This is a genomic window from Streptomyces sp. NPDC093598, from assembly GCF_044764825.1.
In the GTDB taxonomy this organism is placed as follows: Bacteria; Actinomycetota; Actinomycetes; order Streptomycetales; family Streptomycetaceae; genus Streptomyces.
The window spans coordinates 20413-44841 of record NZ_JBIWIV010000018.1; the positions used below are offsets into that span (position 1 = coordinate 20413).

Here is a 24429-nt window from a genome sequence, read left to right on the forward strand (position 1 = left end):
ACACACCCGGCGCAGTCCCCGGACCAGGGGGTTCCGGTTCCGGGCCGGGTGCTGTTTCCACAGCGGTACGGCGGCGCCCCTTCCGTAACGGACTCAAAACCGCCGGAACCTCGCTCCCCGGCCGGCGCGGCCGAGGGCGTGCAGGTGCTCCAAGGCGTCCAGGACCACCGTGCGGTCGTGCCAGGCGAGCCAGCGGCCCGCCTGGCCGCCGACGGTGTCGAGGGCCTTGGTCTGTGCCGCCGTCAGTCCGTGCAGAGGCCGGTCCATATGAGCCGAGACCATGCCGACGCACAGCCCGGACGCGGTCGTCAGGGGCACGCTCAGGACGGCACCGCGGCTGCCGGAACCGGACCGGTGCGCCTGTCTGAAGGTCCGGTCCGGCCCGCGGACGCGGGCCCGGGCCCGCAGGTCGCGCACCTCGGCGCGCGAGCGCTCCAGCTCGCCGTCGCCGTCGGCGGCCGCCGCCCGCCCTGCTGTGGACATGAGACTCCCCGGGGTGTCGGTGGCATGACGCGAACGGGCCCGGCCGCGGCTTCCGCCGTCGGCCGGGCCCTCGTTCCGCCTCGTCTTTCCCGTCGCGTCAGCGGCACACGCGGATCAGGCTGGCTCCCTGGCAGGCATGCGCTGTCCGGTGGTCGCCGCAGCGGGTTCGCGGACCGGTGCGGGTGCGGCCGCGAGCCACTGGTGGGCGGCTTCCAGGGCGCGCTTGACGTCCCGGGTGCCGGTGGACACGCACAACGTGTACGCCAGGTCGCGTGCCCTGGGGTTCAGCTCCGCCGGTCCGCGGACGGCCTCGGCGGCGGCCAGGGCCTCGTACTCGTCGACGAGTCGGCGCAGCACGACGGGATGGGGCCTCAGCATGGTCGTTTCGCTCCTCGTGGGGTCGGATGGTCAGGCCGTGGTGGAGGGGCCGCCGCTCCCCCGGGTGCCCGTCCGCTGCCCCATGACCTCGTCGCGCACACGGGCGCAGCTGCGGCTGATGAGGCGGGAGACGTGCATCTGGGAGATGCCGAGGTGGTCGGCGATACGGCTCTGGGTCATGTCCTCGAAGAAGCGCATGTAGAGGATGGCCCGTTCGCGTTCCGGCAGCCGGCGCAGGCCTTCCTTGGCGGACTCGCGGTCCACGACGACGTCGTAGGACGAGTCGGCCGCGCCGAGGGTGTCCGCGAGGCTGTAGCCGTCGTCGTCGGCCGAGAGCTCGGCGTCCAGCGACAGGGTGCTGAAGCTGTCCAGGGCCTCGAGCCCGGCGTTGACCTCTTCCTCGGTCAGGCCGGTGTGGGTGGCGATGTCCGCCACGGAGGGCTCGGGGCTGCCCGGGTTCTGGGTGAGTTCGCGGCGGGCCACCCGCACCTTGTTGCGCAGTTCCTGCACACGGCGGGGGACTCGCAGGGCCCACATGCGGTCCCGGAAGTGCCGCTTGACCTCACCGGTGATGGTGGGGACGGCGTAACTTTCGAAGGCACCCCGGCTCGGGTCGAACCGGTCGATGGCCTTGACCAGGCCCAGTGCGGCGACCTGCCGCAGGTCCTCGATCGACTCTCCGCGGTCGCGGAAGCGGCCGGCGATGCGGTGGGCCATGGGCAGCCACAGGGTGACCAGTTCGTCGCGGACGGCCTCCCGCTCGGGACCCTCCTCCAGCTCCGCCATCCGGGTGAAGAGGGCGGCGGTGTCGGGGGCGTCGTCGTGACGCCGCCGGGAAGCGGTGGTCGTCGTTTCGGGCGTGCCGGGACGATGGGTGGGCGTTTCGATGAGCATGCGGATTCGCTCCTGAACGGTGGTTTCAGGGACTGACCGCGGGAAGGTCGCTGCCCGGATACGCCTGGAGGGCCTCCGGGGCAGCCATACCGCTCCCGCTGGCGCGCCTCCGGTCCGAAGCACGAAATTGCGTCTGCCCTGCCCCCGGTGGAACAAACTCCGCTTTGCTGAGCAATCTTTCGGGCGCCGCTCACGGGCGTTCAGGACAGGGGTACGACGGCGGTGATGCACTTGCCCCCGGCGGGCAGGTCCGACACACGGACGTCGCGGGCGAGCCGGCAGACGATGGGCCAGCCGTGGCCGCCGTGCCGCAGTCGCCCGTGCGGGTCGGTGCGGGGCGCCGTCACGGGCAGCGCGTCACTGCGGTCGCTCACCGAGACGCGTACGCCGGGGCCGTCGATGTCGACCTGGAAGTCGGTGACGCCGCCGCCGTGCAGGATCGCGTTGGTCGTCAGCTCCGAGACGACGAGCAGCGCGTCGGACAGGGCGTTGCTGTCGCACGGGGTGTGGGTGGCCCGGCAGCGCTCGGCCACGGCTCGCTCCACCGCCCGGCGCGCCTCGGCGGGTTTGGACGGCCGGGCGCGGTGGGCGCCGGGCGGCTCGAACACTGATTCGATCACGTGCTCCTCGCACATTCTGAAGCTCCCTGTCAGCACAGACGGTTGCCGGGTCCGGACCGCGTTCGGTGGCGTCCGAGGGGACTGCCCGGGCCCGCGGACCCGCTGCTTCCTTCGACCTGCCGCGGCGTTTCGGGGCGCGCACCGCGCGAGCGCCGCGGTCGTACTCTTCGGCTCACCTCTCCCCGCACCTGCAAACCTCCGGTGCGCCCGGAAGGCCCGAAAACACCTCGAACGGCCGGGAGGCGGTGCCATCTCCGCGCGCTGGGCGGGTACGCGGTGTGCATGACTGATGTGGTGGATTCCGACGAGTTGCTGCGGCGCATCCAGCGGGCGAGGGAGTGCGCGGTGCAGGAGGAACAAGCGTGGCGGACCAGGAGCGAGGAGCTGGACGCGACCGACCCGCAAGGGGCCCGGGACGCGACCGTGCGGCGGATGTCCTACGAGGCGGTGCTGCGGGTGCTTGACGAGATCGTGAGTCCGGGCAAACACGCCCCGGAGGGCTGACCGGGCGCGGCCGGTGCAGGGTGCGGGCCGGGCCGGATTGCGCGGGCACACGCCGGGAACCCGGTGCACATGACAGTCGACCACACGCGGGCACCGGTCCTGGAAGCCCTGGACGAGTACCGGCGCAAGGGGCACCTGTCGTTCACCCCGCCCGGGCACAAGCAGGCCCGCGGCACGGATCCGGCGGTCCGGGAGATCCTCGGTGACGCGGCGTTCCACGGGGACGTGCTGGCCTCGGGCGGTCTGGACGACCGGCTCACCCGGGGCCGGGTGCTGCAACGGGCCCAGGAGCTGATGGCGGACGCGGTGCACGCCGAGCACACGTTCTTCAGCACCTGCGGCAGTTCCCTGTCGGTGAAGGCCGCGATGCTGTCGGTCGCGGGGCCGCACGAGAAGCTGCTGATCGGGCGCGACGCCCACAAGTCGGTGGTGGCGGGGCTGATCATCTCCGGTGTCGAGCCCGTCTGGGTCGAACCCCGATGGGACGCCGAGCGCAACCTCGCCCATCCCCCGTCCGCCGAGGAGTTCGACCGGGCTTTCGACGCGCATCCGGACACGCGCGGCGCGCTGGTCACGAGTCCCACGCCGTACGGCGGCTGCGCGGACCTGCGGGCGATCGCCGACGTCTGCCACCGCCGCTCACGGCCGCTGATCGTCGACGAGGCATGGGGTGCGCATCTGCCGTTCCACCCCGATCTGCCGTCCTGGGCGATGGACGCGGGCGCGGACATCTGCGTGACCAGCATCCACAAGATGGGCAGCGGTCTGGAGCAGGGATCGGTCTTCCATCTCCAGGGCGATCTGGTGCCGCCTGAGCTGCTGGGGATGCGCGCGGATCTGCTGGGGACCACCAGCCCCTCGGTACTGATCTTCGCGGGCCTGGACGGCTGGCGGCGGCAGATGGCCCTGCACGGCGAGAAACTGATGGGCGGTGCGCTGGACCTCGCTGCCGACGTCCGGGCCGCCATCGAGGAGATCGACGGACTGCACGTCAACGACCGGGACGACTTCTGCGGCCCGGGCCTGTCCGACGACCTCGACCCGCTGCCCGGCGTCATCGACCTCACCGGACTGGGGATCACCGGCTTCCAGGCGGCGGACTGGCTGCGGGAGCACCGGCACATCGACGCGCATCTGGTGGACCACCGCCGGATCGGCGCGCAGATCACCCATGGCGACGACCGGGAGACCACCGGGCAGTTGCTGGAGGCGCTGCGGGACCTCGCGCGGGCCGCCCCGGACCTGCCCCGGGCGCCGCGCGTGGAGGTGCCGTCGCCGACAGAGCTGCGGATGGAGCAGGCGGTACTGCCCCGTGACGCGTTCTTCGGCCCGGCCGAGACCGTGCCGGTGGCCGAGGCGGCCGGGCGGATCGCGGCCGAGATGATCACGCCGTATCCTCCCGGCATCCCCGCGGTCCTTCCCGGTGAGCGCCTGACCGAGCCGGTGCTGGCGTATCTGCGGACGGGGCTGGACGCGGGCATGCATCTGCCCGACCCCGAGGATCCCGGGCTGGAGAAGGTCCGGGTGCTCGACGAGAGCCGGCGGTGACCCATCGAAAAGTGAAACAGGTCACGCAACCCGGTTTCGAGTGGCGCGCACACCCCCTGGATGGTTTACCGTTCATCCATACGTGGTGACGGAGTGGACCCCTCGTCCTCCGCATCACCGCTTGCTGCCCTGGCTGGTCTCCCCGTCCAGCCAGGGCTTCTTCATGCCCGGGCGACCGGTGGGAAGAAGTCTCCTACGCCGAGGTGCCCACGGGTCCGGCAGCCGCTGAAATGGGCATAGGGACAGCACCGCAGTCGACCGCCCGGCGAGGAGCTCCGCATGACCAAAGCGATCAAACTCCTGACCGCCCTGCCTCCGCCCCAGCGGCAGCGTCTGATGACGCTCGCCCGGGAGGTGTCCTTCCCCGAGGACGCCCGGATCTTCGAGGCGGACGGCCCGGCCGACCGCTTCTGGGTCATCCGCTCCGGCGCCGTCTCCCTCGACCAGCAGGTGAACTCTTTGCAGCGGGTGACCGTGGCCAGCCTCGGCGCGGGCGACCTGCTCGGCTGGTCCTGGCTGTTCCCGCCGTACACCTGGGACTTCGGCGCGGTGGCGTTCAGCCCGGTGCGGGCCTACGAGTTCGACGCGCGGGCCGTGCTGGGGCTGTGCGAGGAGGACCCGGAGCTGGGGATGATGCTGGTGCGCAACGTCGCCGAGGTGCTCGCCCACCGGCTGGAGATGACCCGGGGCAAGCTGATGGAGCAGTACACACTGCACCGGCGCGGAGCCCTGTGAGACGTCAGACGCGGTAGCGCCGCAGTGCCGGTACGGCGGCGGCCAGGACCAGCATCACGGCGACGACCAGCAGTCCGCCGCCCACGACGGCGGTGCGGGGGCCGACGGCGGAGCCCGCGGTGCCGTGCAGCACGTCGGCCAGGCGCGGGCCGCCCGCCACGACGACGGTGAAGACGCCCTGCATGCGCCCGCGCATCTCGTCGGTGGCGGCGGACAGCAGGATCGCCCCGCGGAAGACCATGGAGACCATGTCGGCCACCCCGGCGAGGGCGAGGAACGCCACCGCGACCCAGAGGTTGCGGCTCAGCCCGAAGCCCGTGATGGCCACGCCCCAGGCGACCACCGCCCCGATGACCATCCAGCCGTGCCGCCGGGCCCGGGAGAAGGTGCCGGAGAACAGGCCGCCGAGCACGGCGCCGATGGGGATCGCCGCGAACAGCAGGCCCAGCGCGAGCCCTTCGCCGTACGGGGCGTAGGTCTGGGAGGCGAGCTGCGGGAACAGGGCGCGGGGCATGCCGAGGACCATGGCGACGATGTCCGCGAGGAAGGACAGCAGCAGCACGGTGTGCCCGGAGACGTAGCGGAAACCGGCGGCGATCTCCTTCACGCCGGCCCGCCGCACCGCCGTGCCGGCCAGGGGCGGCAGTGAGGGCAGCCGGTACACCGCCCACACCGTCACACACAGGGCCAGCGCGTCGACGAGGTACAGCTCGGGCAGGCCGATGACGGGGATGAGGGCGCCCGCGAGCAGGGGGCCGGCCACCTGCCCGGTCTGCATCACCGTCGAGCCGAGGGCGCCCGCGGCGGGCAGTTCGTCCTCGGGGACCAGCCGGGCGATGGAGGCGTTGCGGGCCGGTGCGTTCAGACCCCAGAAGGCCTGCTGCACCGCGAGCAGCAGCATGAGCGCCGCCACCGACTCCAGGCCGGCGAAGGCCTGGAGCCAGAACAGCAGCGAGGTGACGGCGATACCGGTGTTGGTGATCAGCAGCAGCCTGCGCCGGTCCATGGTGTCGGCGATCGCCCCGCCCCACAGCGCGAACACGATCAGGGGCACGAGGCCGGCCAGGCTCGCGGCGCCCACCCAGGCAGAGGAGCCGGTGATGTCGTAGATCTGCTTGGGCACGGCGACGGCGGTGAGCTGGCTGCCGACGGCCGTGACGATGGTCGAGCCCCACAGCCGCCGGTAGGCGGGACGGCGCAGGGGGCGGGTATCCATGGCCCAGCGCCGCCGGCCGCGCCGCCGGGGCGCCCCCGGCCCGGGCTCCCGCTCTTCGGTCGTGCTCTCGCTCGTGTCCACGCGCCGCTTCCTCGATGCTCGCTACATCTTTCGGGCGGGGATCACTATCGCACCAGCCGCCGTTCGCTCGGCGGCCGGTCTCAGCTTCCGGTGATGAGCACGGCACCGAGCACGATCATGGTGGCGGCGACCAGGCCGTCCAGGACGCGCCAGGCCGCGGGCTCGGCGAGGAACCGGCCGAGTGTCCGGGCGCCGAAACCGAGGGCGGTGAACCAGCACAGGCTGGCCAGCACCGCCCCGAGGCCGAACGTCCAGCGCAGTGCGCCGTGGTCGGCGGCGACGGAGCCCAGCAGGAAGACCGTGTCGAGGTAGACGTGCGGGTTGAGCCAGGTCATCGCCAGGCAGGTGAGCACGGCCCGGCGCACCGATCCGGTCGCCTCCCCCTCCGTCCGCAGCGCGTCGCCGCCGGGCCGGAACACCCGGCGGGCGGCCAGGGCTCCGTAGCCCAGCAGGAACGCGCCGCCGATCCAGCCGACCGCCGTCAGCGCGCCCGGCCACTTCACCACCACCGCGCCGACCCCGCCGACCCCGAGCGCGATGAGCGCCGCGTCCGACAGGGCGCAGATGGCGACCACGGCGAGAACGGCCTGGCGGCGGATGCCCTGGCGCAGGACGAAGGCGTTCTGGGCGCCGATGGCGACGATGAGGGACAGTCCGGTGCCGAAACCGGCGGCGCCGACGGTGAAGGTGCTGGTCATGGCGTCGACGCTACGGGCGCCTCCCATCAGGGTCCAGCTAAGGATTCTTACGTATCATTAGCGCGCGTGATGATGACCGATCTGCCGCTGGACCAGGTGCGGACCCTGCTCGCCGTCGTGGACGAGGGCACGTTCGACGCGGCGGCGGCCGCGCTGCATGTGACGCCGTCGGCGATCAGCCAGCGGGTGAAGGCCCTTGAGCAGCGCACGGGGCGGGTCCTGCTGCTGCGGACCAAGCCGGTGCGGCCGACGGAGTCGGGCGAGGTGCTGGTCCGGCTGGCCCGCCAGGTGGCGCGGCTGGAGCACGACGCCTACGCGGAGCTCGGGCTGAGCGGCGAAGGGGAGCCGATCCGGGTGTCGGTCGCGGTGAACGCGGACTCACTGGCCACCTGGTTCCTGCCCGTGCTCTCGCGCGTGCCGCAGGAGCTGAGGCTCTGCTTCGAGCTGCGCCGCGAGGACGAGGACCACACGGCGGCACTGTTGCGGGAGGGCGTGGTGATGGCCGCGGTGACGTCCTCGCCGGACCCCGTGCCGGGCTGCTCCGTGCGCTCGCTCGGGCGGATGCGCTACCTCCCCGTGGCCGCGCCGGACTTCGCCGCCCGCCATCTCGCTGGGCCCCTGGCACAGGCACTCACGGAAGTGCCCGTGGTGGTCTTCGACCGGCGGGACGATTTCCAGGACGGATTCGTCCGTGGGCTCACCAGGGGGCGCAGTGGCGCGAGCGCGCTGCGGCATTACGTGCCGACGTCGGAGGGTTTCGTCGAGGCCGTCGCCGCCGGGCTGGGCTGGGGCCTGGTGCCGGAGGCCCAGGCGGACCCCCTGCTGCGCGCCGGCCGGCTCGTCGGCATCGCCCCGGGCCGCACGGTCGACGTGCCGCTGTACTGGCAGCAGTGGAAGCTCGACTCGCCGGCGCTGGCGCAGGTGGCACGGACGGTGACGCGGACCGCGGCGGCAGCGCTGCGCGCCTGACACCTCAGGCCCTGATGCCCTCCAGCCGGGCCGCCGCGCTGTCCAGCAGCATCTCCAGGGCCGTCGGATAGGCGCTGGTGAGCATGCGGGTGGCGAGCAGGGGCGCCGCCTCGGCGATGCGGGGATGGGTGGTGGCGGGCAAGTGGGCGTACGTCGAGCGCCACATGTCCTCGTCGGCGTGCAGCGAGTCGCTGGGCAGCGCCAGTGAGGCGGCGTCCAGCGCGGCGAAGGCAAGGGTCTGGTCGATGAAGGCGTGGTAGATGCGCACGGTGTCGGCAAGCGGGAAACCGGCCGTGCGCAGGACGTCCAGGACGGCCTCGTCGGCGGCCAGCTCGTGGGCCCGGCCCGTGACCCGGTTCGTGGTCAGCAGGGCGGCCTGGGGATGGGCGAGATAGGCGGCGTGGATGCGCAGCCCGAAGGACCGCAGGTCCGCCCGCCACTCCCCCGTGGCCCGCCAGCCCTCCAGCGCCTGGCCGATGAGCGCGTCGCCGATGGCGAGGGTCAGGTCGTCCATGCCCCGGAAGTACCGGTAGAGCGTGCTCGGGTCGGCGTCCAGGGCGAGGCCCAGCCGGCGGGCGGTCAGTCCCGCGCTGCCGTGTTCGCGCAGCATGCGCAGCGCGGTCTCGACGATCAGTTCCTCGGACAGCACGGTGCCGCTCTTGGTGGGCCTGCGCCGGCGGCGCTTCTCCTCGGGCACCACGGGCTTGGGCACAGCGGAATCCTTCCTCGATGTCCGGCCGGGGGGCGACGGCGCCTCCCCTTATGCCAACGCCATTGACCTTACGACACTCGGCGGCGTTGTATCTCCCCCAAGGACGTGTCACGTTCTTCGCAAATAGGGAGTTTCTGTCATGCGTGTACTGCTCGTGGGTGCCGGTGGTGTGGGCGGGGCGATCACCCGGATCGCGGCCCGGCGGCCGTTCTTCGGAGCCATGGTGGTGGCCGACTACGACCCGGACCGGGCCGAGGCGGCGGTCGCCGCGCTGGGCGGTGACGCGCGGTTCACCGCCGAGCAGGTGGACGCGGGTGACGAGGCGGCCGTGGCCGGCCTGCTCACCCGGCACCGCTGCGACGTCCTCCTCAACGCCACCGACCCCCGCTTCGTGATGCCTCTGTTCCGTGCGGCCCGGGCCGCCGGCGCCACCTACCTCGACATGGCGATGTCGCTGTCCCGCCCGCACGCCGAGCGGCCGTACGAGGAGTGCGGGGTCAAACTTGGCGACGAGCAGTTCGCGCAGGCGGCCGACTGGGAGAAGGAGGGGCTGCTGGCCCTCGTCGGCATGGGCGTGGAGCCGGGCCTGTCGGATGTCTTCGCGCGGTACGCCGCCGACGAACTCTTCGACGAGATCGAGGAGATCGGCATCCGCGACGGTGCGAACCTGACCGTCGACGGCTATGACTTCGCGCCCTCGTTCAGCATCTGGACCACCATCGAGGAGTGCCTCAATCCGCCGGTCGTCTACGAGAGCGGCAAGGGCTGGTTCACCACCGAGCCCTTCAGTGAGCCCGAGGTCTTCGACTTTCCCGAGGGCATCGGCCCGGTCGAGTGCGTCAACGTGGAGCACGAGGAGGTGCTGCTCGTCCCGCGCTGGGTGAACGCCCGCCGGGTGACCTTCAAGTACGGCCTGGGCCGGGAGTTCGTCGAGACGCTGAAGACGCTGCACCTGCTGGGCCTGGACCGCACCGACCCGGTGACCGTGCCCGGGCCGGACGGTCCGGTGGCGGTCTCGCCCCGGGACGTGGTCGCCGCGTGCCTGCCCGACCCGGCGACGCTGGGCGAGCGGATGCACGGCAAGACGTGTGCGGGCACCTGGGTGCGGGGTGTGAAGGACGGCGAGCCGCGTGAGGTGTACCTGTACCACGTGGTCGACAACCAGTGGTCCATGACGGAGTACGGGGCGCAGGCCGTGGTGTGGCAGACGGCGATCAATCCCGTCGTCGCACTCGAACTCCTCGCCACGGGCGCCTGGTCCGGTGCGGGTGTGCTCGGCCCGGAAGCCTTCCCGGCCCGGCCCTTCCTGGACCTGCTGTCGGACTACGGTTCCCCGTGGGGAATGCGGGAGGTGTGAACGACTGTCCGGGAAGGCCCTGTTTCACCACGCATCGACAGGTGACCCGAAGAGGGGTAAGCCTCCGAAAGAGCACGTTTCTACTGCGATGCAGGTGACTTCGATGGACAACTGGCGAGACCACGCTGCCTGTCGGCACGAGGACCCCGAGCTCTTCTTCCCGATCGGCACCTCCGGCCCGGCTCTGATGCAGACCGAACAGGCCAAGGCGGTGTGCCGGCGGCGCTGCCCTGTGCAGGAGCAGTGTCTGGAATGGGCGCTGGACACGGGGCAGGCCATCGGCGTGTGGGGCGGAACGAGCGAGAACGAACGGCGTGCCCTGAAGCGCCGCGCGGCGGCCCGGCGCCGCGCCGGCTGACGCCTCCGCCACCCCTGGGGGTCTAGCTGCGCCGCAGCGGCCCCCAGGGGTTCTCCTGCCGGGCCACCTCGGCCTTCGCCTCGTCGATCACCTGCTGGTCGATCCAGCACATCGGCCGGACGTCGGTGACCAGTGGTTCGTTGTCGGGGCCGCGGGCGGCCTCCTGACCGGCGAGCACCCAGGGGTGCACGCCCGGCCCCTTGTCGTGCGGCAGATGGGCGTAGTCGTGCAGCCGACGGGCCACCCACACCCGGACCGGTCGGTCCTCCCACCACGCCTCGACTCCGAGCGGGTTGGCGGACAGGCCCGGCAGGGACACGCCGGTCAGGTCGTCGGTGCTGGACGCCTTGCGGAGATCGATCTCCGGACCACGCGACCAGCGGACGTACAGACCCCGGTGCCGTTCCACGAACTCGGCGAGTTCGTCGAGCGTGCGCACGACCGGCAGATCGTCCGATGCACGCATGTCATGACCTCCTTCCTCGACGCTGCCAGGCGGACGGAGTACCCGCCCGGCACGAGCGGAACCGGCCGTTCGGCACCGGGCGGTGCCGGGCCCCGGCCGGCGTTAGGCTCGCGGCACACCCGTACCACCGCGGAAGAGGAGCCGAACATGAGCGTGCGTGTGCGCCGTGTCCACGACCCTGCCGAGCCGGAGGACGGGGTGCGGGTCCTGGTCGACCGGTTGTGGCCGCGCGGACTGACGAAGGAGGCGGCGCGGGTGGACGAGTGGCCGAAGGCCCTCACCCCGTCGACGGAGCTGCGGCGCTGGTACCACGCGGGCGAGGGCTCGTACGAGGAGTTCGCCGAGCGGTACGAGGCGGAGCTCGCCGCCGAGGAGGCTGCCGAGGCCCTCGACGACGTGCGTGAGCTGGCCCGCAAGGGGGACGTGACGCTGTTGACCGCGTCCAAGACGCCGCAGGAGAGCCACGCGACGGTGCTGGCCCGCCTCCTCCGAGGCTGAGGGGACGGGCCGTCCGGCGAGGTCAGGCGGTCTGCTTGGCCGCTGCCCGGCCCGCCGCCCGCCCCGAGAAGAGACAGCCGCCGAGGAAGGTGCCCTCCAGCGCGTTGTAGCCGTGGACCCCGCCGCCGCCGAAGCCGGCGACCTCACCGGCCGCGTAGAGCCCCTCGACCGGCTTGCCGTCCATCCCGAGCGCGCGGGAGTCGAGGTCGGTCTGGATGCCGCCGAGGGTCTTGCGGGTGAGGATGTGCAGCTTGACGCCGATCAGCGGGCCGGCCGCCGGGTCGAGAACGCGGTGCGGGGTGGCGACCCTGCCCAGCCGGTCGCCGATGTAGCGGCGGGCGTTGCGGATGCCCTGCACCTGGGCGTCCTTCGCGTAGGGGTTGGCGATCTGCAGGTCGCGGGCCTCGATCTGGCGCTTGATCCCGGCCGCGTCGAGGAGCGGCTTGTCGGTGAGCTCGTTCATCTTCGCGACGAGCTGTTCGACGCTCGACGCGGTCACGAAGTCGGCCCCCTTGCGCAGGAACGCCTCGACCGGTCCGGGCGCGCCCTTGCCGAGGATGCGTTCCTTCAGGAATCCGGCCCGGTCCTTGGCCGTGATGTCGGGGTTCTGCTCGGACCCCGACAGCGCGAACTCCTTCTCGATGATCTTCTGCGTGAGGATGAACCAGGAGTGGTCGTACCCGGCGATGTCCTCGGTGGTGCGCAGGTGCTTGAGGGTGCCGAGGGTGTCGTAGCCGGGCAGGCACGGTCCGGGCAGGCGGCGGCCGAGGGCGTCGAACCACAGGGAGGACGGCCCGGGCAGGATGCGGATGCCGTGGCCGGGCCAGATCGGGTCCCAGTTCTGAAGGCCTTCGGTGTAGTGCCACATGCGGTCGCGGTTGACCAGCCGGACGCCCGCCTCGGCGCTGATGTCGAGCATCCGCCCGTCGACGTAGGCGGGGACGCCGGTGACCATCTCGCGGGGCGGGGTGCCGAGGCGTTCGGGCCAGTAGCGGCGGACGATGTCGTGGTTCGCGCCGATGCCGCCGCTGGTGACGATGACGGCCTGGGCGGTGAGTTCGAACTCGCCGACGGCGTCGCGGCTGGAGGCGACGCCGCGGGGTGCGGGGTCCTCGGCCAGGACCGTGCCGCGTACGCCCCGGGCGGTGCCGCCCTCGACGACGAGGGCGTCGACACGGTGGCGGTGGTGGAAGGTGAGCAGGCCGTCGCGGGCGGCCTGCCTGGCGTACCGGACGAACGGTTCGACGACGCCGGTGCCGGTGCCCCAGGCGACGTGGAAGCGGGGCACGGTGTTGCCGTGCCCGTGTGCCGTGAGGTCGCCGCGCTCGGCCCAGCCGACGGTCGGCAGGAACGTGATGCCGTGCCCGTCGAGCCAGGACCGCTTCTCCCCGGCGGCGAACTCGACGTAGGCACGCGCCCAGCGCACGGCCCAGGAGTCCTCGTCCTCCAGCCGGTCGAAGCCCGCGCTGCCGCGCCAGTCGTTCCAGGCGAGGTCGAAGGAGTCCTTGATGCCCAGGCGCCGCTGCTCCGGCGAGCCGACGAGGAACAGCCCGCCGAAGCTCCAGAAGGCCTGGCCGCCGAGGTTGCCCGCGTTCTCCTGGTCGACGAGGGCGACCCGCCGGCCCCTGCTGGTCAGTTCGTGCGCGGCGACCAGGCCGGCGAGGCCCGCTCCGACGACGATGACATCGGCATCCATGGCGACCGTTCCCTTCTTCAGTTCTTCGTGTGATCGAGAGTGCCGCTGCCGTCCGTCAGCAGGGCCGTGAGCAGTTGCTTCAGCCAGGCGCGGGCATGTTCCAGGTCCCGGTCCAGGAGCAGTTGCGTGGTGACGCCGTCGTACGCGGCGACCACGGCGCGGGCGGCGCCGTCGGTGTCGCCCAGTACGGCGGGCAGTGCGGTGTGCCCCCGGGCCCGGCCGAGCCGGTCGGCGATGGCCCGCCGCAGCCGCGCGCGGTGTTCGAGCAGGCTGCGTGCCACCTCCGGGTCGCGGGCGGCGTGCACGAGGAAGTCGGTCTTCACCAGGAGCCAGTCGCGGTCGAGGAGCAGCACGTCGGTGACGCGGTCCACGGCGGCCGGCACGTCGAGGTCGGGCCCGTCCAGGGCGAGCGCCCCGGACACCTGCTCGGCGATCAGGTCGGCGCGCTCGCGGTAGAGGGCGAAGAACAGCTCGTCGAGGCTGGAGAAGTTGGAGTAGAAGGCGCCCCTGCTGTAGCCGGCGGCCTCGCAGACCTCCTCGATCGAGACGTGCCCGAAGCCTTTGGCCGCGAACACGGAGAACGCCGCCTCCAGGAGGTTGGCGCGGGTGTGGACACGGCGCCTGGTCACGCGCCCGGTGCTTCCTCCGACGGCCATGCCCGGCCTCCTTTCGATACAGGACTGTATTGGATACACCGGTGTATCGAAAGAGCGATGCATCGATGGAACACACTTTCGATTCAGAGGTACGCTGGCTGCATGCACCTCCAGGGCTCCCTGTTCGACCAGGCCGACGAGCTGCGCCTCGGCTCCCTGGACGAGGTCAGCCGTACCCACCTCGGCTTCGGCGCCTGGCTCGACGAGCTGCCCGGGTGGCTCGGCGGCTCGGACGAACTGTTCGAACAGCTGGCCGCGGAGGTCCCGTGGCGGGCGGAGCGGCGCAAGATGTACGACAACGTGGTCGACGTCCCCCGCCTGCTCGCGTTCTACGGCGTGGACGACCGGCTGCCGCACCCGGTGCTGGCCGACGCGCGGGACGCGCTGAGTGCCCACTACGGCGAGGAACTGGGCGAGCCGTTCACCACGGCAGGGCTGTGCTACTACCGCGACGGCCGGGACAGTGTCGCCTGGCACGGCGACCGGATCGGGCGCGGTGCCCGCGAGGACACGATGGTCGCGATCCTGTCGGTCGGAGCGCCCCGTGACCTGCTGCTGCGTCCGCTCGGAGGCGGCCGGGACACCGTGCGCCGCCCGCTGGGCCACGGCGACCTCGTCGTGATGGGCGGTTCCTGCCAGCGCACCTGGGAGCACTCGATCCCCAAGAGCACGCGCGCCACGGAACCGCGCATCAGCATCCAGTTCCGTCCGCACGGCGTGCGCTGAGGGCGGACCGAACGCCCCTGCCGCACGGGTCCGTTGAGGCGGCCCGGCGATTCCGTCCGCCGCGGGATCTGCTTTTCTTCTCCCGTCGGGCCGGTACCGGGACCACACGAGGCGGGCGATCATGCGGGCGGACGTACAACAAGTCGCGGACGGCACCTACCTGGTGCACGGTTCGAACACGAACTGGGTGATCCTCACCGACGGGGACGCCGCCACCCTGGTCGACACCGGATACCCCGGCGACCGGGAGCAGGTCCTCGCCTCGCTCGCGCAGGTGGGCAGCTCCCCGGAGGCGCTCGCGGCCGTGCTGATCACGCACGCGCACAACGACCACCTCGGTTCCGCCGAGTACCTGCGCGCCGCCTACGGCACGCCCGTCCATCTGCACGAGGCGGAAGTGCCCCATGCGCGCCGGGAGTTCCTGCACCAGGTGTCCGTCGGGACGGTGCTGGCGAACGGCTGGCGGCCGGGGGTGCTGCCCTGGGCGGTGCACGCGCTTCGCTCGGGCGGTACGGCCCATGTCCCGGTCAGCGCTGCGCAGGCGTTCCCGGCGGCGGGCGCCCTGGACCTGCCCGGGCGGCCGGTACCGGTGCACACCCCGGGCCACACCGACGGGCACTGCGCCTACCACCTGCCCGGCACCGGTGTGCTGATCTCCGGGGACGCCCTGGTCAGCGGGCACCCCACCTCGCGGCTCGAGGGGCCGCAGCTGCTGCCGGACATGTTCCACCGCGAGCGGGCGCGGGCCCTGGCCTCCCTGGACGTCCTGGCGGAGCTGGAGGGCGAGCTGCTGCTCCCCGGGCACGGGCCGGTCCACCGCGGGCCGGTGCGGGACGCCGCTCACCGGGCCCGGGAACGCGCCCTCTAGAGTGAGGCGACGATCGGCGGCGAGACAAGGACACCGGGCGCATGGCACTGCAGATCAGCGCGACGAACCCCGAGCACCCCGCGCTCTTGCTGGAACTGCCGTGGCACCTGCCCCTGGAGGACTGGCCGGAGGAGTACCTGGTCCCGCTGCCGCGCGGCATCTCCCGGCACGTGGTGCGCTACTCCCGGGCCGGCGACGAGGTGATCGCCGTCAAGGAGCTGGCCGAACGGCCCGCGCTGCGCGAGTACGAGCTGCTGCGCGACCTCGACCGCATCGGCATCCCGGCGGTGGACCCGCTCGCCGTGGTCACCGGCCGCACCGACGCGAGCGGCGCCCCGCTGGAGAGCGTCCTGGTCACCCGGCACCTGGGCGGCTCGATGCCGTACCGCTCGATGTTCGAGACGACCATGCGCCCGGCCACCATGCACCGGCTGATGGACGCCCTTGCCGTGCTCCTGGTGCGACTGCACCTGGCCGGGTTCGCCTGGGGCGACTGCTCGCTGTCCAACACCCTCTTCCGGCGCGACGCGGGCGCCTACGCGGCCTACCTGGTGGACGCCGAGACCGGTGACCTGCATCCGCAGCTCAGCGCCGGCCAGCGGGACTACGACCTGGACCTCGCCCGTGTGAACATCAGCGGGGAACTCCTGGACTTGGAGGCGTCCGGGGCGCTGCACCCGTCCGTCGACCCGATCGAGTTCGGCATGGAGATCTGCGCCCGCTACCGCGGCCTGTGGGACGAACTGACCCGCGCCTCCGTCTACCCGGCCGGCAAGTACCACTACATAGAACGCCGCATCCGCCGCCTGAACGACCTGGGTTTCGATGTCGCCGAGATGCAGATCGAGCACGCCTCGAACGGCGACACGGTCAGGTTCGTGCCCAAGGTCGTCGACGCGGGCCACCACCAGCGGCAGTTGCTGCGCCTGACCGGTCTGGACACGGAGGAGAACCAGGCCCGGCGGCTGCTGAACGACCTGGAGAGCTGGATGGCGACCCAGGACGACTACGCGCCGGGCGATCCTCTCGGAGCCCGCCCCGAGGTGCTGGCCCACCGCTGGGTGCGGGAGGTGTTCCGGCCGACCGTGCGGGCCGTGCCGCTCGAACTGCGCGGTGCGATGGACCCGGCGGAGATCTACCACCAGCTCCTCGAACACCGCTGGTACATGTCCGAGCGGGCCCAGCACGACATCGGCATCGAGACGGCCGTCGAGGACTACATCAAGAACATCCTGCCCAAGGCCCGCAAGACGCTGCAGCCGACCGCCGAGTGAGACTCCGGAGCCGTCACCCGTGCGGCACCACCACCACCGGGCAGTCCGCGTGGTGCAGCATCCCGTGGGCCACCGAGCCGACGCGGGCCCCGACGGCCGTGCGGTGGGCCCGACGGCCGACGACCATCAGCTGGGCCGTCCCGGCCACCGACAGCAACACCTGACTGGCGCTGCCCATCTCCACGTGCTCCTCGACCGGCACGCCGGGGAAGCGTTCCCGCCAGGGCCGGACCGCGGCGGCCAGGCTCTTCTTCTCGTACGGCTCCAGTCCCCCTGCCTCGTCCAGCATCTTCAGCGAGCCCGGACTGTAGGCGAAGACCGGCGGCAGGCTCCAGGCCCGGACGACCCGCACGGTCGCCCCGCGCGCGGCGGCCGCCTCGAAGGCGAAGCGCAGCGCGTCGGCGCTGTCCTCCGGGTCGCCCTGCTGGCCCACGACGATCTCGCGCCCGGCGGCCTCGGACGACGGCTGGTCACCGGCCCGGACGAGCACCACGGGCCGGGCGGCCGTGGCGATCACCTGCTGGCCGACCGAGCCGAGCAGGAATCCGACGATGCGCCCGTGCCCGCGCGAGCCGAGCACCAGCATCTCGGCGTCGGCCGCGGCGGCGACCAGGGCGTCGGGCACCGCGCCCTCGATGACATCGGTGGTCACCTCGAGGTCCGGGTGCCGTTCGGTCACGGTCCCGACGGCCCCGGTCACCGCGCTGTGCACCCACTCGGCCTGGCTGTCCGCGTCCCCCTCGATCCCCGCCTCGAGCGCCTCCTGCGGCTCGAACCGCCAGGCGTGCACCACGCGCAGCGGCCGGTCGCGCCGCACGGCCTCCCGCGCCGCCCAGGCGAGAGCCGCGAGGCTCTCCTGCGATCCGTCGACCCCTGCGGTGATCGGGCGTGTCATCCGGCTGCCTCCCTGTGGAACGTCACTGCGTCCTGCTCAGTCTTCACCACCGCCGCCCGTGGCCGCGCCGCCGGAGCCGATCTCCGTACTCGGAGCGCTGCGCGGCGATCGAACATACGATGGGCGGAGGTCGGCGCGGTGCCCGGGACGCCGTGCCGTGAGTCGACCGCCCGGTATGGGGGACGAATGGCACAGGCCGCCGATTCGGCGCGGACCGTCATCATGACCGTGGACGACGATCCGGGGGTCTCCCGTGCCGTGGCCCGGGACCTGAGGCGGCGGTACGGCGCGTCGTACCGGATCGTGCGGGCGGAGTCCGGCGAGTCCGCGCTGGACGCGCTGCGGGAGCTGAAGCTGCGCGGCGATCTCGTGGCGGTGATCCTGGCCGACTACCGGATGCCGCAGATGAACGGCATCGAGTTCCTCGAACAGGCCCTGGACGTCTACCCGGGTGCGCGGCGCGTCCTGCTGACCGCGTACGCGGACACGAACGCCGCGATCGACGCGATCAACGTCGTCGACCTCGACCACTACCTGCTCAAGCCCTGGGACCCGCCCGAGGAGAAGCTGTACCCGGTCCTCGACGACCTGCTTCAGGCGTGGCGCTCCAGCGACTTCCGGCCCGTGCCCAGCACCAAGGTCGTGGGGCACCGCTGGTCGTCGCGCTCCTCGGACGTCCGGGAGTTCCTGGCCCGCAACCAGGTGCCGTACCGCTGGTACTCCGCCGACGAGCCGGAGGGACGGCGGCTGCTGGCCGCGGCCGGCGAGGACGGGATGCGGCTGCCGGTGGTGATCACGCCGGACGGGACACCCCTGGTCGAGCCGGAGGCCGTCGACCTCGCCGCCCGGGTCGGGCTGGCGACGACCCCCACGGCCGACTTCTACGACCTGGTCGTGATCGGCGGCGGCCCGGCCGGGCTCGGCGCGGCGGTCTACGGCGCCTCGGAGGGGCTGCGGACCGTGCTGGTGGAGCGGTCGGCGACCGGCGGACAGGCCGGGCAGAGTTCCCGCATCGAGAACTACCTGGGCTTCCCCGACGGCGTGTCGGGCGCGCAGCTCACCGACCGGGCGCGGCGGCAGGCGGCGAAGTTCGGCGCCGAGATCCTCACCGCGCGCGAGGTGACGGCCCTGGAGGTGAACGGCGCCGCCCGGATCGTCCGGTTCTCCGACGGCTCGGCGGTCGCCGCGCACAGCGTGATCCTCGCGACCGGTGTCTCCTACCGGCAGCTGGAGGCGCCCGGCTGTGAGGACCTGACCGGCTGCGGGGTGTACTACGGCTCGGCCCTGACGGAGGCGCCCTCCTGCCAGGGGCAGGACGTGTACATCGTCGGCGGTGCCAACTCCGCCGGGCAGGCGGCGATGTATCTGTCCCGGGGCGCCAAGTCGGTGACCCTGCTGGTGCGCGGTGAGTCGCTGACGGCGTCGATGTCGCACTACCTGATCCAGCAGATCGAGGAGTCGCCCAACATCCAGGTCCGGGCCCGCACGGTCGTCGAGGCCGCGCACGGCGACGGCCGTCTGGAGCGGCTGACGCTGCGGGACGTGGACAGCGGGCAGACCGAACAGGTCGACGCACAGTGGGTGTTCGTGTTCATCGGAGCGGCCCCGCTGACCGGCTGGCTGGACGGCACGGTGCTGCGGGACGAGCGCGGGTTCATCCTCGCCGGACCCGACCTGACCGCCGACGGCCGTCCGCCCGAGGGCTGGGAGCTGGACCGGCCGCCGTACCACCTGGAGACCAACGTGCCCGGCGTGTTCGTGGCGGGCGACGCCCGCTCCGAGTCCGCCAAGCGCGTCGCGTCCGCCGTAGGAGAGGGTGCCATGGCCGTGATGCTCGTCCACCGGTATCTGGAGCAGTCATGAGCGGGCAGTCGGTGCCGTGCAACCCGCAGGAGATCGGGACCCTGTTCCTGTTCGAGAAGCTCACGCCCGAGCAGCTCGGCAGGCTGTGCGGCGAGGGGCGGGTGGAGCGGTTCGAGCCCGGTCTCGTGTACACCGAGGGCGAGCCCGCCACCTGCTTCTACGTGCTGATCGAGGGCACGGTCGTGCTGTACCGCAGGGTCGGCGGGGACGACGTGGAGGTGACCCGGACCTCGCAGCGCGGGGTGTACGCGGGGTCGATGCAGGCGTACCTCGGCGACCGGGTGCGGCAGGTCTACAACAACTCCATGCGCGTCACGGAGCCGACGCGGTTCTTCGTGCTGCCCGCCGACACGTTCGCGGGGATCATGCAGGAGTGGTTCCCGATGGCGGTGCATCTGCTGGAGGGGCTGTTCTTCGGCTCGAAGAACACCCAGCGGATGATCGGTCAGCGTGAACGGCTGCTGGCGCTCGGCTCGTTGTCCGCCGGTCTCACGCACGAGCTGAACAACCCGGCCGCGGCGGCCGTACGGGCGACGGCGACACTGCGGGAGCGGGTCGGCAAGATGCGTCACAAGCTGGCGGTCATCGCGCAGGGTTCGTACTCCCCCGAGGTCATGGCCGACCTCATCGACATCCAGGAGCGCACGGCCGAGCGGGTCGCGAAGGCACCGGCGCTGAGTCCGCTGGAGGCGTCCGACCGGGAGGACGCCGTGACCGACTGGCTCGACGACCAGGGCATCCCGGAGGGCTGGCGGATCGCGCCCACCTTCGTCCAGGCCGGTCTCGACGTGGACTGGCTGGACCAGGTCGCGGCGGCCGTGGACGAGGACATCCTGCCCAGCGCGATCGGGTGGCTCAACTACACCGTCGAGACCGAGCTGCTGATGGACGAGATCAAGGACTCGACCACCCGCATCTCGCACCTCGTCGACGCCGCGAAGCAGTACTCGCAGCTCGACCGGGCGCCCTTCCAGCACGCCGACGTGCACGAACTCCTCGACTCCACCCTGCTGATGCTGTCCGGCAAGATCGGCAAGCAGATCAAGGTCGTCAAGGACTACGACCGCACGTTGCCGAAGATCCCCGCCTACCCCGCGGAGCTCAACCAGGTGTGGACGAACCTCATCGACAACGCGGTGGCGGCGATGAACAGCGCCGGCGGGGAAGGGACGCTGACCGTGCGGACGGCTCCGGACCACGACCGGCTGCTGGTGGAGTTCCGCGACACGGGCGTCGGCATCCCGGCGGAGGACCGGGAACGGATCTTCGATCCCTTCTTCACCACCAAGCCGGTGGGTGAGGGGACCGGGCTCGGGCTCGACATCTCGTGGCGGATCGTGGTCGACAAGCACCACGGGAGCATCCAGGTGGAGTCGGAGCCGGGGGACACGCGTTTCCAGGTACTGCTTCCGCTGACAGCGGTCGAGGAGGAGTCGGCATGAGTGGCGAGAACGGGATCGACCCGGGTGTGCCGCCGAGCGGCAGCGGGTGTGCGGAGTGCGACGCGGCCGGGGGGTGGTGGTTCCACCTACGGCGGTGTGCGCAGTGCGGGCACGTGGGGTGCTGTGACAGTTCACCGGCGAAGCACGCGACGGGGCATTTTCGGGCGACCGGGCATCCGTTCGTGCAGAGCTTCGAGCCGGGTGAGGACTGGTACTGGAACTACGAGACGAACGAGTTGTACGAGGGTGGGCCGGAGCTTGCCGAGCCGGTGAGCCATCCGGTCGATCAGCCGGCGCCGGGGCCGGCGGGGCGGGTGCCGGTGGATTGGGCGAAGGTGTTGCGAGCCTGAGAGCCCGGGGCTGTCCGGTCGACCGCGGCAGCCGGTTGTTCGTGGTCGCTCGCGCCGTTCCCCGCGCCCCTGAAAGAGAAGGTTGGTCCTGTGCAGCAGGCTTCATCGGCCACGCCCGTCGTCGGGCGGGATGCCGAACTCACGTGGCTCGCCGCTGTACTGGAGCGTGCGCGAGGCGGTGAGGCCCGGGCCGTGCTGATCGCCGGGGACGCCGGCGTCGGCAAGACCCGGGTGCTCGACGAGGTCGGGGGGCGGGCCACCGCAGCGGGCATGACCGTGGTCACCGGGCACTGTGTGGATCTCGGGGACGTCGGGCTGCCCTATCTGCCGTTCACCGAGATTCTCGGGGTGCTCGCCGGCGACGAGCGGTTCTCGGGTGCCCTGGCCGCCCATCCCGTGGTCGAGCGGCTGCTGGGGACCGGGACCGGCTCCGTGCGGGACGTGGACGGGCGGCTGCGGCTGTTCGAGGGGATGGCGGGGCTGCTGGCCGAGGTCGCGGAGGTCGCACCGCTGTTGCTCGTGCTGGAGGACCTGCACTGGGCCGACCAGTCGTCGCGGGATCTGCTGCGGTTCCTGCTCGGCCGGGGCGTCCTCCGGCAGCGGCTCGCGGTGTTCGCCTCGTACCGGGCGGACGACCTGCACCGGCGGCATCCGTTGCGGCCGCTGCTGGCGGAGCTGATACGGCTGCCCGCCGTCGAGCGGCTGGAGCTGCGGCCGCTGGCCGATGTCGATGTGGACCGGCTGGTGCGGGCCCTGGAGCGTCGGCCGCTGCCGGACGCCACGGTGCGGCGGATCGTGGAGCGGGCCGAGGGGAACGCCTTCTACGCGGAGGAGTTGCTCGCCGCCACCGACACGGAGTCCGGTGGGGTGCCCAGCGGGCTCGCCGATGTGCTGCTGATCCGTTTCGAGCAGCTTTCCGAGACCGCGCAGCAGGTGCTGCGGACCGCCGCCGTCGCCGGGCGCCGGGTGGAGCACGATCTGCTGCGGGAGGCGGCCGGGCTGCCGGAGGCGGAGCTGGAGTCGGCGCTGCGGGAGGCGGTGGGGCGCCAGCTCCTCGTCGCCGGGGACGACGACACCTACTCCTTCCGGCACGCCCTCGCCCGCGAGGCCGTCTACGCCGATCTGCTGCCCGGGGAGCGGGCGCGGCTGCACGGCGCGTTCGCGCGGCTGCTCGCCGGGCGCGGGCACCTCGCCGAGAGTGCCGCCGAGCGCGCCCACCACTACCGGGAGAGCCACGACCTCGCCGAGGCGCTGGCCGCGTCCCTGGAGGCCGCCGATCACGCCCAGCGGGTCGGTGCGCCGGCCGAGGAGCAGCGGCATCTCGAGGCGGCCCTGGACCTGTGGCCGGCGGTCGGTGCCGAGGCCCGGCCCTCGGGCGCGGGTGTCGACCGGGTGACGCTGACGCTGCGGGCTTCGGCGGCGGCCGCGCACGCCGGGGAGCTGCACCGCGCGGTGTCTCTCACCCGGTCCGCGCTGGCGGAGCTCGGCCAGGACGCGGACTCCGAACTGGCCGCGCGGGTGCGCTACACCCTCGCCGGGAACCTGCTGAGCGTGGACAGCCTGACGGCGGCGTTCGCCTACAGCAGCGAGGCCCTGGCGATGATCCCGGAGGATCCTCCGTCGCGTACCTGGGTGTGGGCCGCGGCCACGCATGTCATGGCCGCCCGCTACGTCGGGGAGAACGACACCGCGCTGAAGGTCGCCCGCAGGGCCCTGGACGTGGCCGAGCGGCTGAGGGTGACCGACGCCCAGGCGGACCTGCTGATCTCCCTGGCCGGCTTCGACAACGGCGGGCGCCGCGGCCCGGAGGGACGCGAGCGGCTGCTGAAGGCCCGGGAACTGGCCACGCGTTCGGGCAACGCGGCCGTGGAGCTGCGGGCCCTGTTCAACCTCGCCATGGGCTGCTACGAGAACGGGAACCTGGCGGAGTGCGTGCCCTGGCTGACGGAGGGCCTGGACCGGGCCCGGCGCGCCGGTCTGCTGTCGTCGCCGTATCCGCTGGAGATGCGCTACCTGCGGCTGCTGGTGCTGCACGTGCTGGGCCGCTGGGACGAGTGCGTGCGTGCGGCGGCGGCCGATGCCGAGGTGCTGCCGGCCGCCGGCGGGTACACGGCCGGTCCCGCGCTGTACGTGACGCTCGCGCGGGGGGACTTCGCGGCGGCCGACCGGGCACGTGCCCTGCTGGAGGGGCCGTTCGACTGGATGGCCACCCTGGTCGCGGGCATCGTGCTGACCGACGCGGCGGCGCTGCGCCGGGATCCCGAGGACGCGGTGCGGTGGATGCGGTCGACGGTCACGGCACTCACCGACGAGGCGGGCACCCGCCCTGACGTCACGGTGCGGCTCGCCGCGCTGGCGTTGTCGGCGGTGGCCGACGCGGCCGCCGGGCAGCGGCTTGCCGGCGACGAGGCGGGGGTCCGCCGCTGGACGGACACGGCGACGGAACTGGTGGAACTGGCACGGACCATGGCCAGCCGGGGGGACGACGGCACGCCTCAGGGTCCCGAGGGGCAGGCATGGCTGGCCCGGGCCGAGGCGGAGTGGATCAGGGCCGCGTCGGCGCCGGACGCGGCGGCCGCCTGGGCGAAGGTGGTGACGGCGTTCGGCTACGGCGACGTCTACGAGCGGGCGCGCTGCCGGCTGCGCTACGCCGAGGCCCTGGTGGCGGCCGGGCGCCGTGAGGAGGCCGCGGCCGAGGCCCGGGCGGTCCGGGAGACCGCGGACCTCCTCGGCGCCACGCCGCTGCGGGAACAGGTGGACGTCCTCATCCGTCGCGGCCGGCTGTCGGACAGGCCGGGCAGTGACGTCCGGGCCGCCGTGCTCACCGCACGCGAGCAGGACGTGCTCCGGTTGCTCGCCCTGGGCCGCAGCAACCGGCAGATCGGCGAGGAGCTGTTCATCAGCGGCAAGACGGCGAGTGTGCATGTCTCCAACATCCTCGGAAAGCTGGGCGCGTCGAGCCGCGGCGAGGCCGTGGCGATCGCCTACCGCGAGGGCCTGATCACCCCGGAGCCGTCGGCGTCCGGCTGACCGGCCGGCGTGCCCGGGCCGGGGCACACCCACTTGCTTCAGGACTTGTCTTACGCCTTGACGTATCTGGTACGGACCTTTAGGTTCGCGGGTCACCACCGTGCCGTCGGCA

At 72.4% G+C, this 24429-nt stretch carries 25 protein-coding genes; 14 read left to right on the forward strand and 11 right to left on the reverse strand.

Features of this window, described 5'->3' with window-relative positions; genetic code table 11:
* Positions 1–93: 93 nt before the first annotated feature.
* The 4 genes from ACIRDU_RS33655 to ACIRDU_RS33670 form a co-directional block, all read right to left on the reverse strand.
* Entirely contained in the window at positions 94–483 is a 390-nt protein-coding gene (locus ACIRDU_RS33655; RefSeq protein ID WP_403586821.1) for a hypothetical protein, read from the reverse strand.
* Between the two features lie 114 nt (positions 484–597).
* Positions 598–861 (reverse strand): DUF5133 domain-containing protein, encoded by a 264-nt coding sequence (locus tag ACIRDU_RS33660; protein ID WP_403586825.1) that lies wholly within the window; start codon positions 859–861, stop codon positions 598–600.
* A gap of 30 nt (positions 862–891) precedes the next feature.
* Positions 892–1755 (reverse strand): RNA polymerase sigma factor SigF, encoded by an 864-nt coding sequence (locus tag ACIRDU_RS33665; RefSeq protein WP_403586827.1) that lies wholly within the window; start codon positions 1753–1755, stop codon positions 892–894.
* 200 nt (positions 1756–1955) lie between these two features.
* Complete coding sequence (locus ACIRDU_RS33670; RefSeq protein WP_403586829.1) at positions 1956–2390, reverse strand: ATP-binding protein; 435 nt, start codon at positions 2388–2390, stop codon at positions 1956–1958.
* Between the two features lie 267 nt (positions 2391–2657).
* Between ACIRDU_RS33670 and ACIRDU_RS33675 the strand changes: the two genes are divergently transcribed.
* The 3 genes from ACIRDU_RS33675 (at position 2658) to ACIRDU_RS33685 (ending at position 5162) form a co-directional block, all read left to right on the forward strand.
* Positions 2658–2879: a hypothetical protein gene (locus tag ACIRDU_RS33675; RefSeq protein ID WP_403586832.1), complete on the forward strand. Its 222-nt coding sequence runs from the start codon at positions 2658–2660 to the stop codon at positions 2877–2879.
* Between the two features lie 69 nt (positions 2880–2948).
* The gene (locus ACIRDU_RS33680; protein WP_403586835.1) at positions 2949–4427 is read left to right on the forward strand and encodes an aminotransferase class I/II-fold pyridoxal phosphate-dependent enzyme; all 1479 of its coding nucleotides are present in this window, start codon (positions 2949–2951) and stop codon (positions 4425–4427) included.
* 279 nt (positions 4428–4706) lie between these two features.
* Entirely contained in the window at positions 4707–5162 is a 456-nt protein-coding gene (locus ACIRDU_RS33685) for a cyclic nucleotide-binding domain-containing protein (RefSeq protein WP_403586836.1), read from the forward strand.
* Between the two features lie 4 nt (positions 5163–5166).
* Here the strand turns inward: ACIRDU_RS33685 and ACIRDU_RS33690 are convergent, their stop codons facing one another.
* Positions 5167–6459, reverse strand: coding sequence for an MFS transporter (locus tag ACIRDU_RS33690; RefSeq protein WP_403586839.1), 1293 nt, complete (start codon positions 6457–6459; stop codon positions 5167–5169).
* 80 nt (positions 6460–6539) lie between these two features.
* Positions 6540–7157 (reverse strand): LysE/ArgO family amino acid transporter, encoded by a 618-nt coding sequence (locus tag ACIRDU_RS33695; RefSeq protein ID WP_403586842.1) that lies wholly within the window; start codon positions 7155–7157, stop codon positions 6540–6542.
* Between the two features lie 69 nt (positions 7158–7226).
* On the opposite strand from ACIRDU_RS33695, the gene ACIRDU_RS33700 reads away from it, so the two are divergent.
* Positions 7227–8126, forward strand: coding sequence for a LysR family transcriptional regulator ArgP (locus ACIRDU_RS33700; protein ID WP_403587094.1), 900 nt, complete (start codon positions 7227–7229; stop codon positions 8124–8126).
* A gap of 4 nt (positions 8127–8130) precedes the next feature.
* Here ACIRDU_RS33700 and ACIRDU_RS33705 read toward each other — a convergent pair whose 3' ends face one another.
* A complete protein-coding gene (locus ACIRDU_RS33705) occupies positions 8131–8838 on the reverse strand; it encodes a TetR/AcrR family transcriptional regulator (protein ID WP_403586844.1) in 708 nt (235 codons plus the stop codon).
* Positions 8839–8977: 139 nt separating this feature from the next.
* Between ACIRDU_RS33705 and ACIRDU_RS33710 the strand changes: the two genes are divergently transcribed.
* On the forward strand, positions 8978–10195 hold the full coding sequence (locus tag ACIRDU_RS33710; protein ID WP_403586846.1) for a saccharopine dehydrogenase family protein: 1218 nt from the start codon (positions 8978–8980) through the stop codon (positions 10193–10195).
* Between the two features lie 103 nt (positions 10196–10298).
* Positions 10299–10553 (forward strand): WhiB family transcriptional regulator, encoded by a 255-nt coding sequence (locus ACIRDU_RS33715; protein ID WP_403586848.1) that lies wholly within the window; start codon positions 10299–10301, stop codon positions 10551–10553.
* Between the two features lie 22 nt (positions 10554–10575).
* On the opposite strand, the gene ACIRDU_RS33720 is transcribed toward ACIRDU_RS33715, so the two are convergent.
* The gene (locus tag ACIRDU_RS33720; protein ID WP_403586851.1) at positions 10576–11019 is read right to left on the reverse strand and encodes a DUF6098 family protein; all 444 of its coding nucleotides are present in this window, start codon (positions 11017–11019) and stop codon (positions 10576–10578) included.
* A 147-nt stretch (positions 11020–11166) separates the two neighbouring features.
* On the opposite strand from ACIRDU_RS33720, the gene ACIRDU_RS33725 reads away from it, so the two are divergent.
* The gene (locus tag ACIRDU_RS33725; protein ID WP_403586853.1) at positions 11167–11517 is read left to right on the forward strand and encodes a DUF488 domain-containing protein; all 351 of its coding nucleotides are present in this window, start codon (positions 11167–11169) and stop codon (positions 11515–11517) included.
* Positions 11518–11539: 22 nt separating this feature from the next.
* Here the strand turns inward: ACIRDU_RS33725 and ACIRDU_RS33730 are convergent, their stop codons facing one another.
* Positions 11540–13213, reverse strand: coding sequence for an FAD-binding dehydrogenase (locus tag ACIRDU_RS33730; protein WP_403586856.1), 1674 nt, complete (start codon positions 13211–13213; stop codon positions 11540–11542).
* Positions 13214–13230: 17 nt separating this feature from the next.
* Complete coding sequence (locus tag ACIRDU_RS33735; RefSeq protein ID WP_403586858.1) at positions 13231–13869, reverse strand: TetR/AcrR family transcriptional regulator; 639 nt, start codon at positions 13867–13869, stop codon at positions 13231–13233.
* Positions 13870–13971: 102 nt separating this feature from the next.
* On the opposite strand from ACIRDU_RS33735, the gene ACIRDU_RS33740 reads away from it, so the two are divergent.
* From ACIRDU_RS33740 to ACIRDU_RS33750, 3 genes are all read left to right on the forward strand, one after another.
* Positions 13972–14595 carry an alpha-ketoglutarate-dependent dioxygenase AlkB gene (locus ACIRDU_RS33740; RefSeq protein ID WP_403586859.1) on the forward strand — a complete coding sequence of 208 codons (624 nt, stop codon included), beginning with the start codon at positions 13972–13974 and terminating at the stop codon, positions 14593–14595.
* A 121-nt stretch (positions 14596–14716) separates the two neighbouring features.
* Complete coding sequence (locus tag ACIRDU_RS33745) at positions 14717–15463, forward strand: MBL fold metallo-hydrolase (protein WP_403586862.1); 747 nt, start codon at positions 14717–14719, stop codon at positions 15461–15463.
* A 41-nt stretch (positions 15464–15504) separates the two neighbouring features.
* Positions 15505–16737, forward strand: coding sequence for a DUF4032 domain-containing protein (locus tag ACIRDU_RS33750; protein ID WP_403586865.1), 1233 nt, complete (start codon positions 15505–15507; stop codon positions 16735–16737).
* Between the two features lie 13 nt (positions 16738–16750).
* Here the strand turns inward: ACIRDU_RS33750 and ACIRDU_RS33755 are convergent, their stop codons facing one another.
* The gene (locus tag ACIRDU_RS33755) at positions 16751–17632 is read right to left on the reverse strand and encodes a universal stress protein (protein ID WP_403586867.1); all 882 of its coding nucleotides are present in this window, start codon (positions 17630–17632) and stop codon (positions 16751–16753) included.
* 186 nt (positions 17633–17818) lie between these two features.
* Between ACIRDU_RS33755 and ACIRDU_RS33760 the strand changes: the two genes are divergently transcribed.
* The 4 genes from ACIRDU_RS33760 (at position 17819) to ACIRDU_RS33775 (ending at position 24317) form a co-directional block, all read left to right on the forward strand.
* Entirely contained in the window at positions 17819–19495 is a 1677-nt protein-coding gene (locus tag ACIRDU_RS33760) for an FAD-dependent oxidoreductase (protein WP_403586870.1), read from the forward strand.
* Entirely contained in the window at positions 19492–20937 is a 1446-nt protein-coding gene (locus ACIRDU_RS33765; protein ID WP_403586872.1) for an ATP-binding protein, read from the forward strand. Before ACIRDU_RS33760 ends, ACIRDU_RS33765 begins: the two co-directional genes overlap by 4 nt.
* The gene (locus ACIRDU_RS33770; RefSeq protein ID WP_403586874.1) at positions 20934–21287 is read left to right on the forward strand and encodes a UBP-type zinc finger domain-containing protein; all 354 of its coding nucleotides are present in this window, start codon (positions 20934–20936) and stop codon (positions 21285–21287) included. Before ACIRDU_RS33765 ends, ACIRDU_RS33770 begins: the two co-directional genes overlap by 4 nt.
* 90 nt (positions 21288–21377) lie before the next feature.
* Positions 21378–24317, forward strand: a complete 2940-nt coding sequence (locus ACIRDU_RS33775; RefSeq protein WP_403586876.1) for a helix-turn-helix transcriptional regulator — start codon at positions 21378–21380, stop codon at positions 24315–24317.
* The last annotated feature ends 112 nt before the right edge of the window (positions 24318–24429 follow it).

Bases quoted from the DNA above. Each gene is read 5' to 3' on its own strand.
- ACIRDU_RS33655 (WP_403586821.1), bottom strand. From the start codon at position 483: ATGTCCACAGCAGGGCGGGCGGCGGCCGCCGACGGCGACGGCGAGCTG.
- ACIRDU_RS33660 (WP_403586825.1), bottom strand. From the start codon at position 861: ATGCTGAGGCCCCATCCCGTCGTGCTGCGCCGACTCGTCGACGAGTAC.
- ACIRDU_RS33665 (WP_403586827.1), bottom strand. From the start codon at position 1,755: ATGCTCATCGAAACGCCCACCCATCGTCCCGGCACGCCCGAAACGACG.
- ACIRDU_RS33670 (WP_403586829.1), bottom strand. From the start codon at position 2,390: ATGTGCGAGGAGCACGTGATCGAATCAGTGTTCGAGCCGCCCGGCGCC.
- ACIRDU_RS33675 (WP_403586832.1), top strand. From the start codon at position 2,658: ATGACTGATGTGGTGGATTCCGACGAGTTGCTGCGGCGCATCCAGCGG.
- ACIRDU_RS33680 (WP_403586835.1), top strand. From the start codon at position 2,949: ATGACAGTCGACCACACGCGGGCACCGGTCCTGGAAGCCCTGGACGAG.
- ACIRDU_RS33685 (WP_403586836.1), top strand. From the start codon at position 4,707: ATGACCAAAGCGATCAAACTCCTGACCGCCCTGCCTCCGCCCCAGCGG.
- ACIRDU_RS33695 (WP_403586842.1), bottom strand. From the start codon at position 7,157: ATGACCAGCACCTTCACCGTCGGCGCCGCCGGTTTCGGCACCGGACTG.
- ACIRDU_RS33700 (WP_403587094.1), top strand. From the start codon at position 7,227: ATGATGACCGATCTGCCGCTGGACCAGGTGCGGACCCTGCTCGCCGTC.
- ACIRDU_RS33710 (WP_403586846.1), top strand. From the start codon at position 8,978: ATGCGTGTACTGCTCGTGGGTGCCGGTGGTGTGGGCGGGGCGATCACC.
- ACIRDU_RS33715 (WP_403586848.1), top strand. From the start codon at position 10,299: ATGGACAACTGGCGAGACCACGCTGCCTGTCGGCACGAGGACCCCGAG.
- ACIRDU_RS33720 (WP_403586851.1), bottom strand. From the start codon at position 11,019: ATGCGTGCATCGGACGATCTGCCGGTCGTGCGCACGCTCGACGAACTC.
- ACIRDU_RS33725 (WP_403586853.1), top strand. From the start codon at position 11,167: ATGAGCGTGCGTGTGCGCCGTGTCCACGACCCTGCCGAGCCGGAGGAC.
- ACIRDU_RS33730 (WP_403586856.1), bottom strand. From the start codon at position 13,213: ATGGATGCCGATGTCATCGTCGTCGGAGCGGGCCTCGCCGGCCTGGTC.
- ACIRDU_RS33735 (WP_403586858.1), bottom strand. From the start codon at position 13,869: ATGGCCGTCGGAGGAAGCACCGGGCGCGTGACCAGGCGCCGTGTCCAC.
- ACIRDU_RS33740 (WP_403586859.1), top strand. From the start codon at position 13,972: ATGCACCTCCAGGGCTCCCTGTTCGACCAGGCCGACGAGCTGCGCCTC.
- ACIRDU_RS33745 (WP_403586862.1), top strand. From the start codon at position 14,717: ATGCGGGCGGACGTACAACAAGTCGCGGACGGCACCTACCTGGTGCAC.
- ACIRDU_RS33750 (WP_403586865.1), top strand. From the start codon at position 15,505: ATGGCACTGCAGATCAGCGCGACGAACCCCGAGCACCCCGCGCTCTTG.
- ACIRDU_RS33755 (WP_403586867.1), bottom strand. From the start codon at position 17,632: ATGACACGCCCGATCACCGCAGGGGTCGACGGATCGCAGGAGAGCCTC.
- ACIRDU_RS33760 (WP_403586870.1), top strand. From the start codon at position 17,819: ATGGCACAGGCCGCCGATTCGGCGCGGACCGTCATCATGACCGTGGAC.
- ACIRDU_RS33765 (WP_403586872.1), top strand. From the start codon at position 19,492: ATGAGCGGGCAGTCGGTGCCGTGCAACCCGCAGGAGATCGGGACCCTG.
- ACIRDU_RS33770 (WP_403586874.1), top strand. From the start codon at position 20,934: ATGAGTGGCGAGAACGGGATCGACCCGGGTGTGCCGCCGAGCGGCAGC.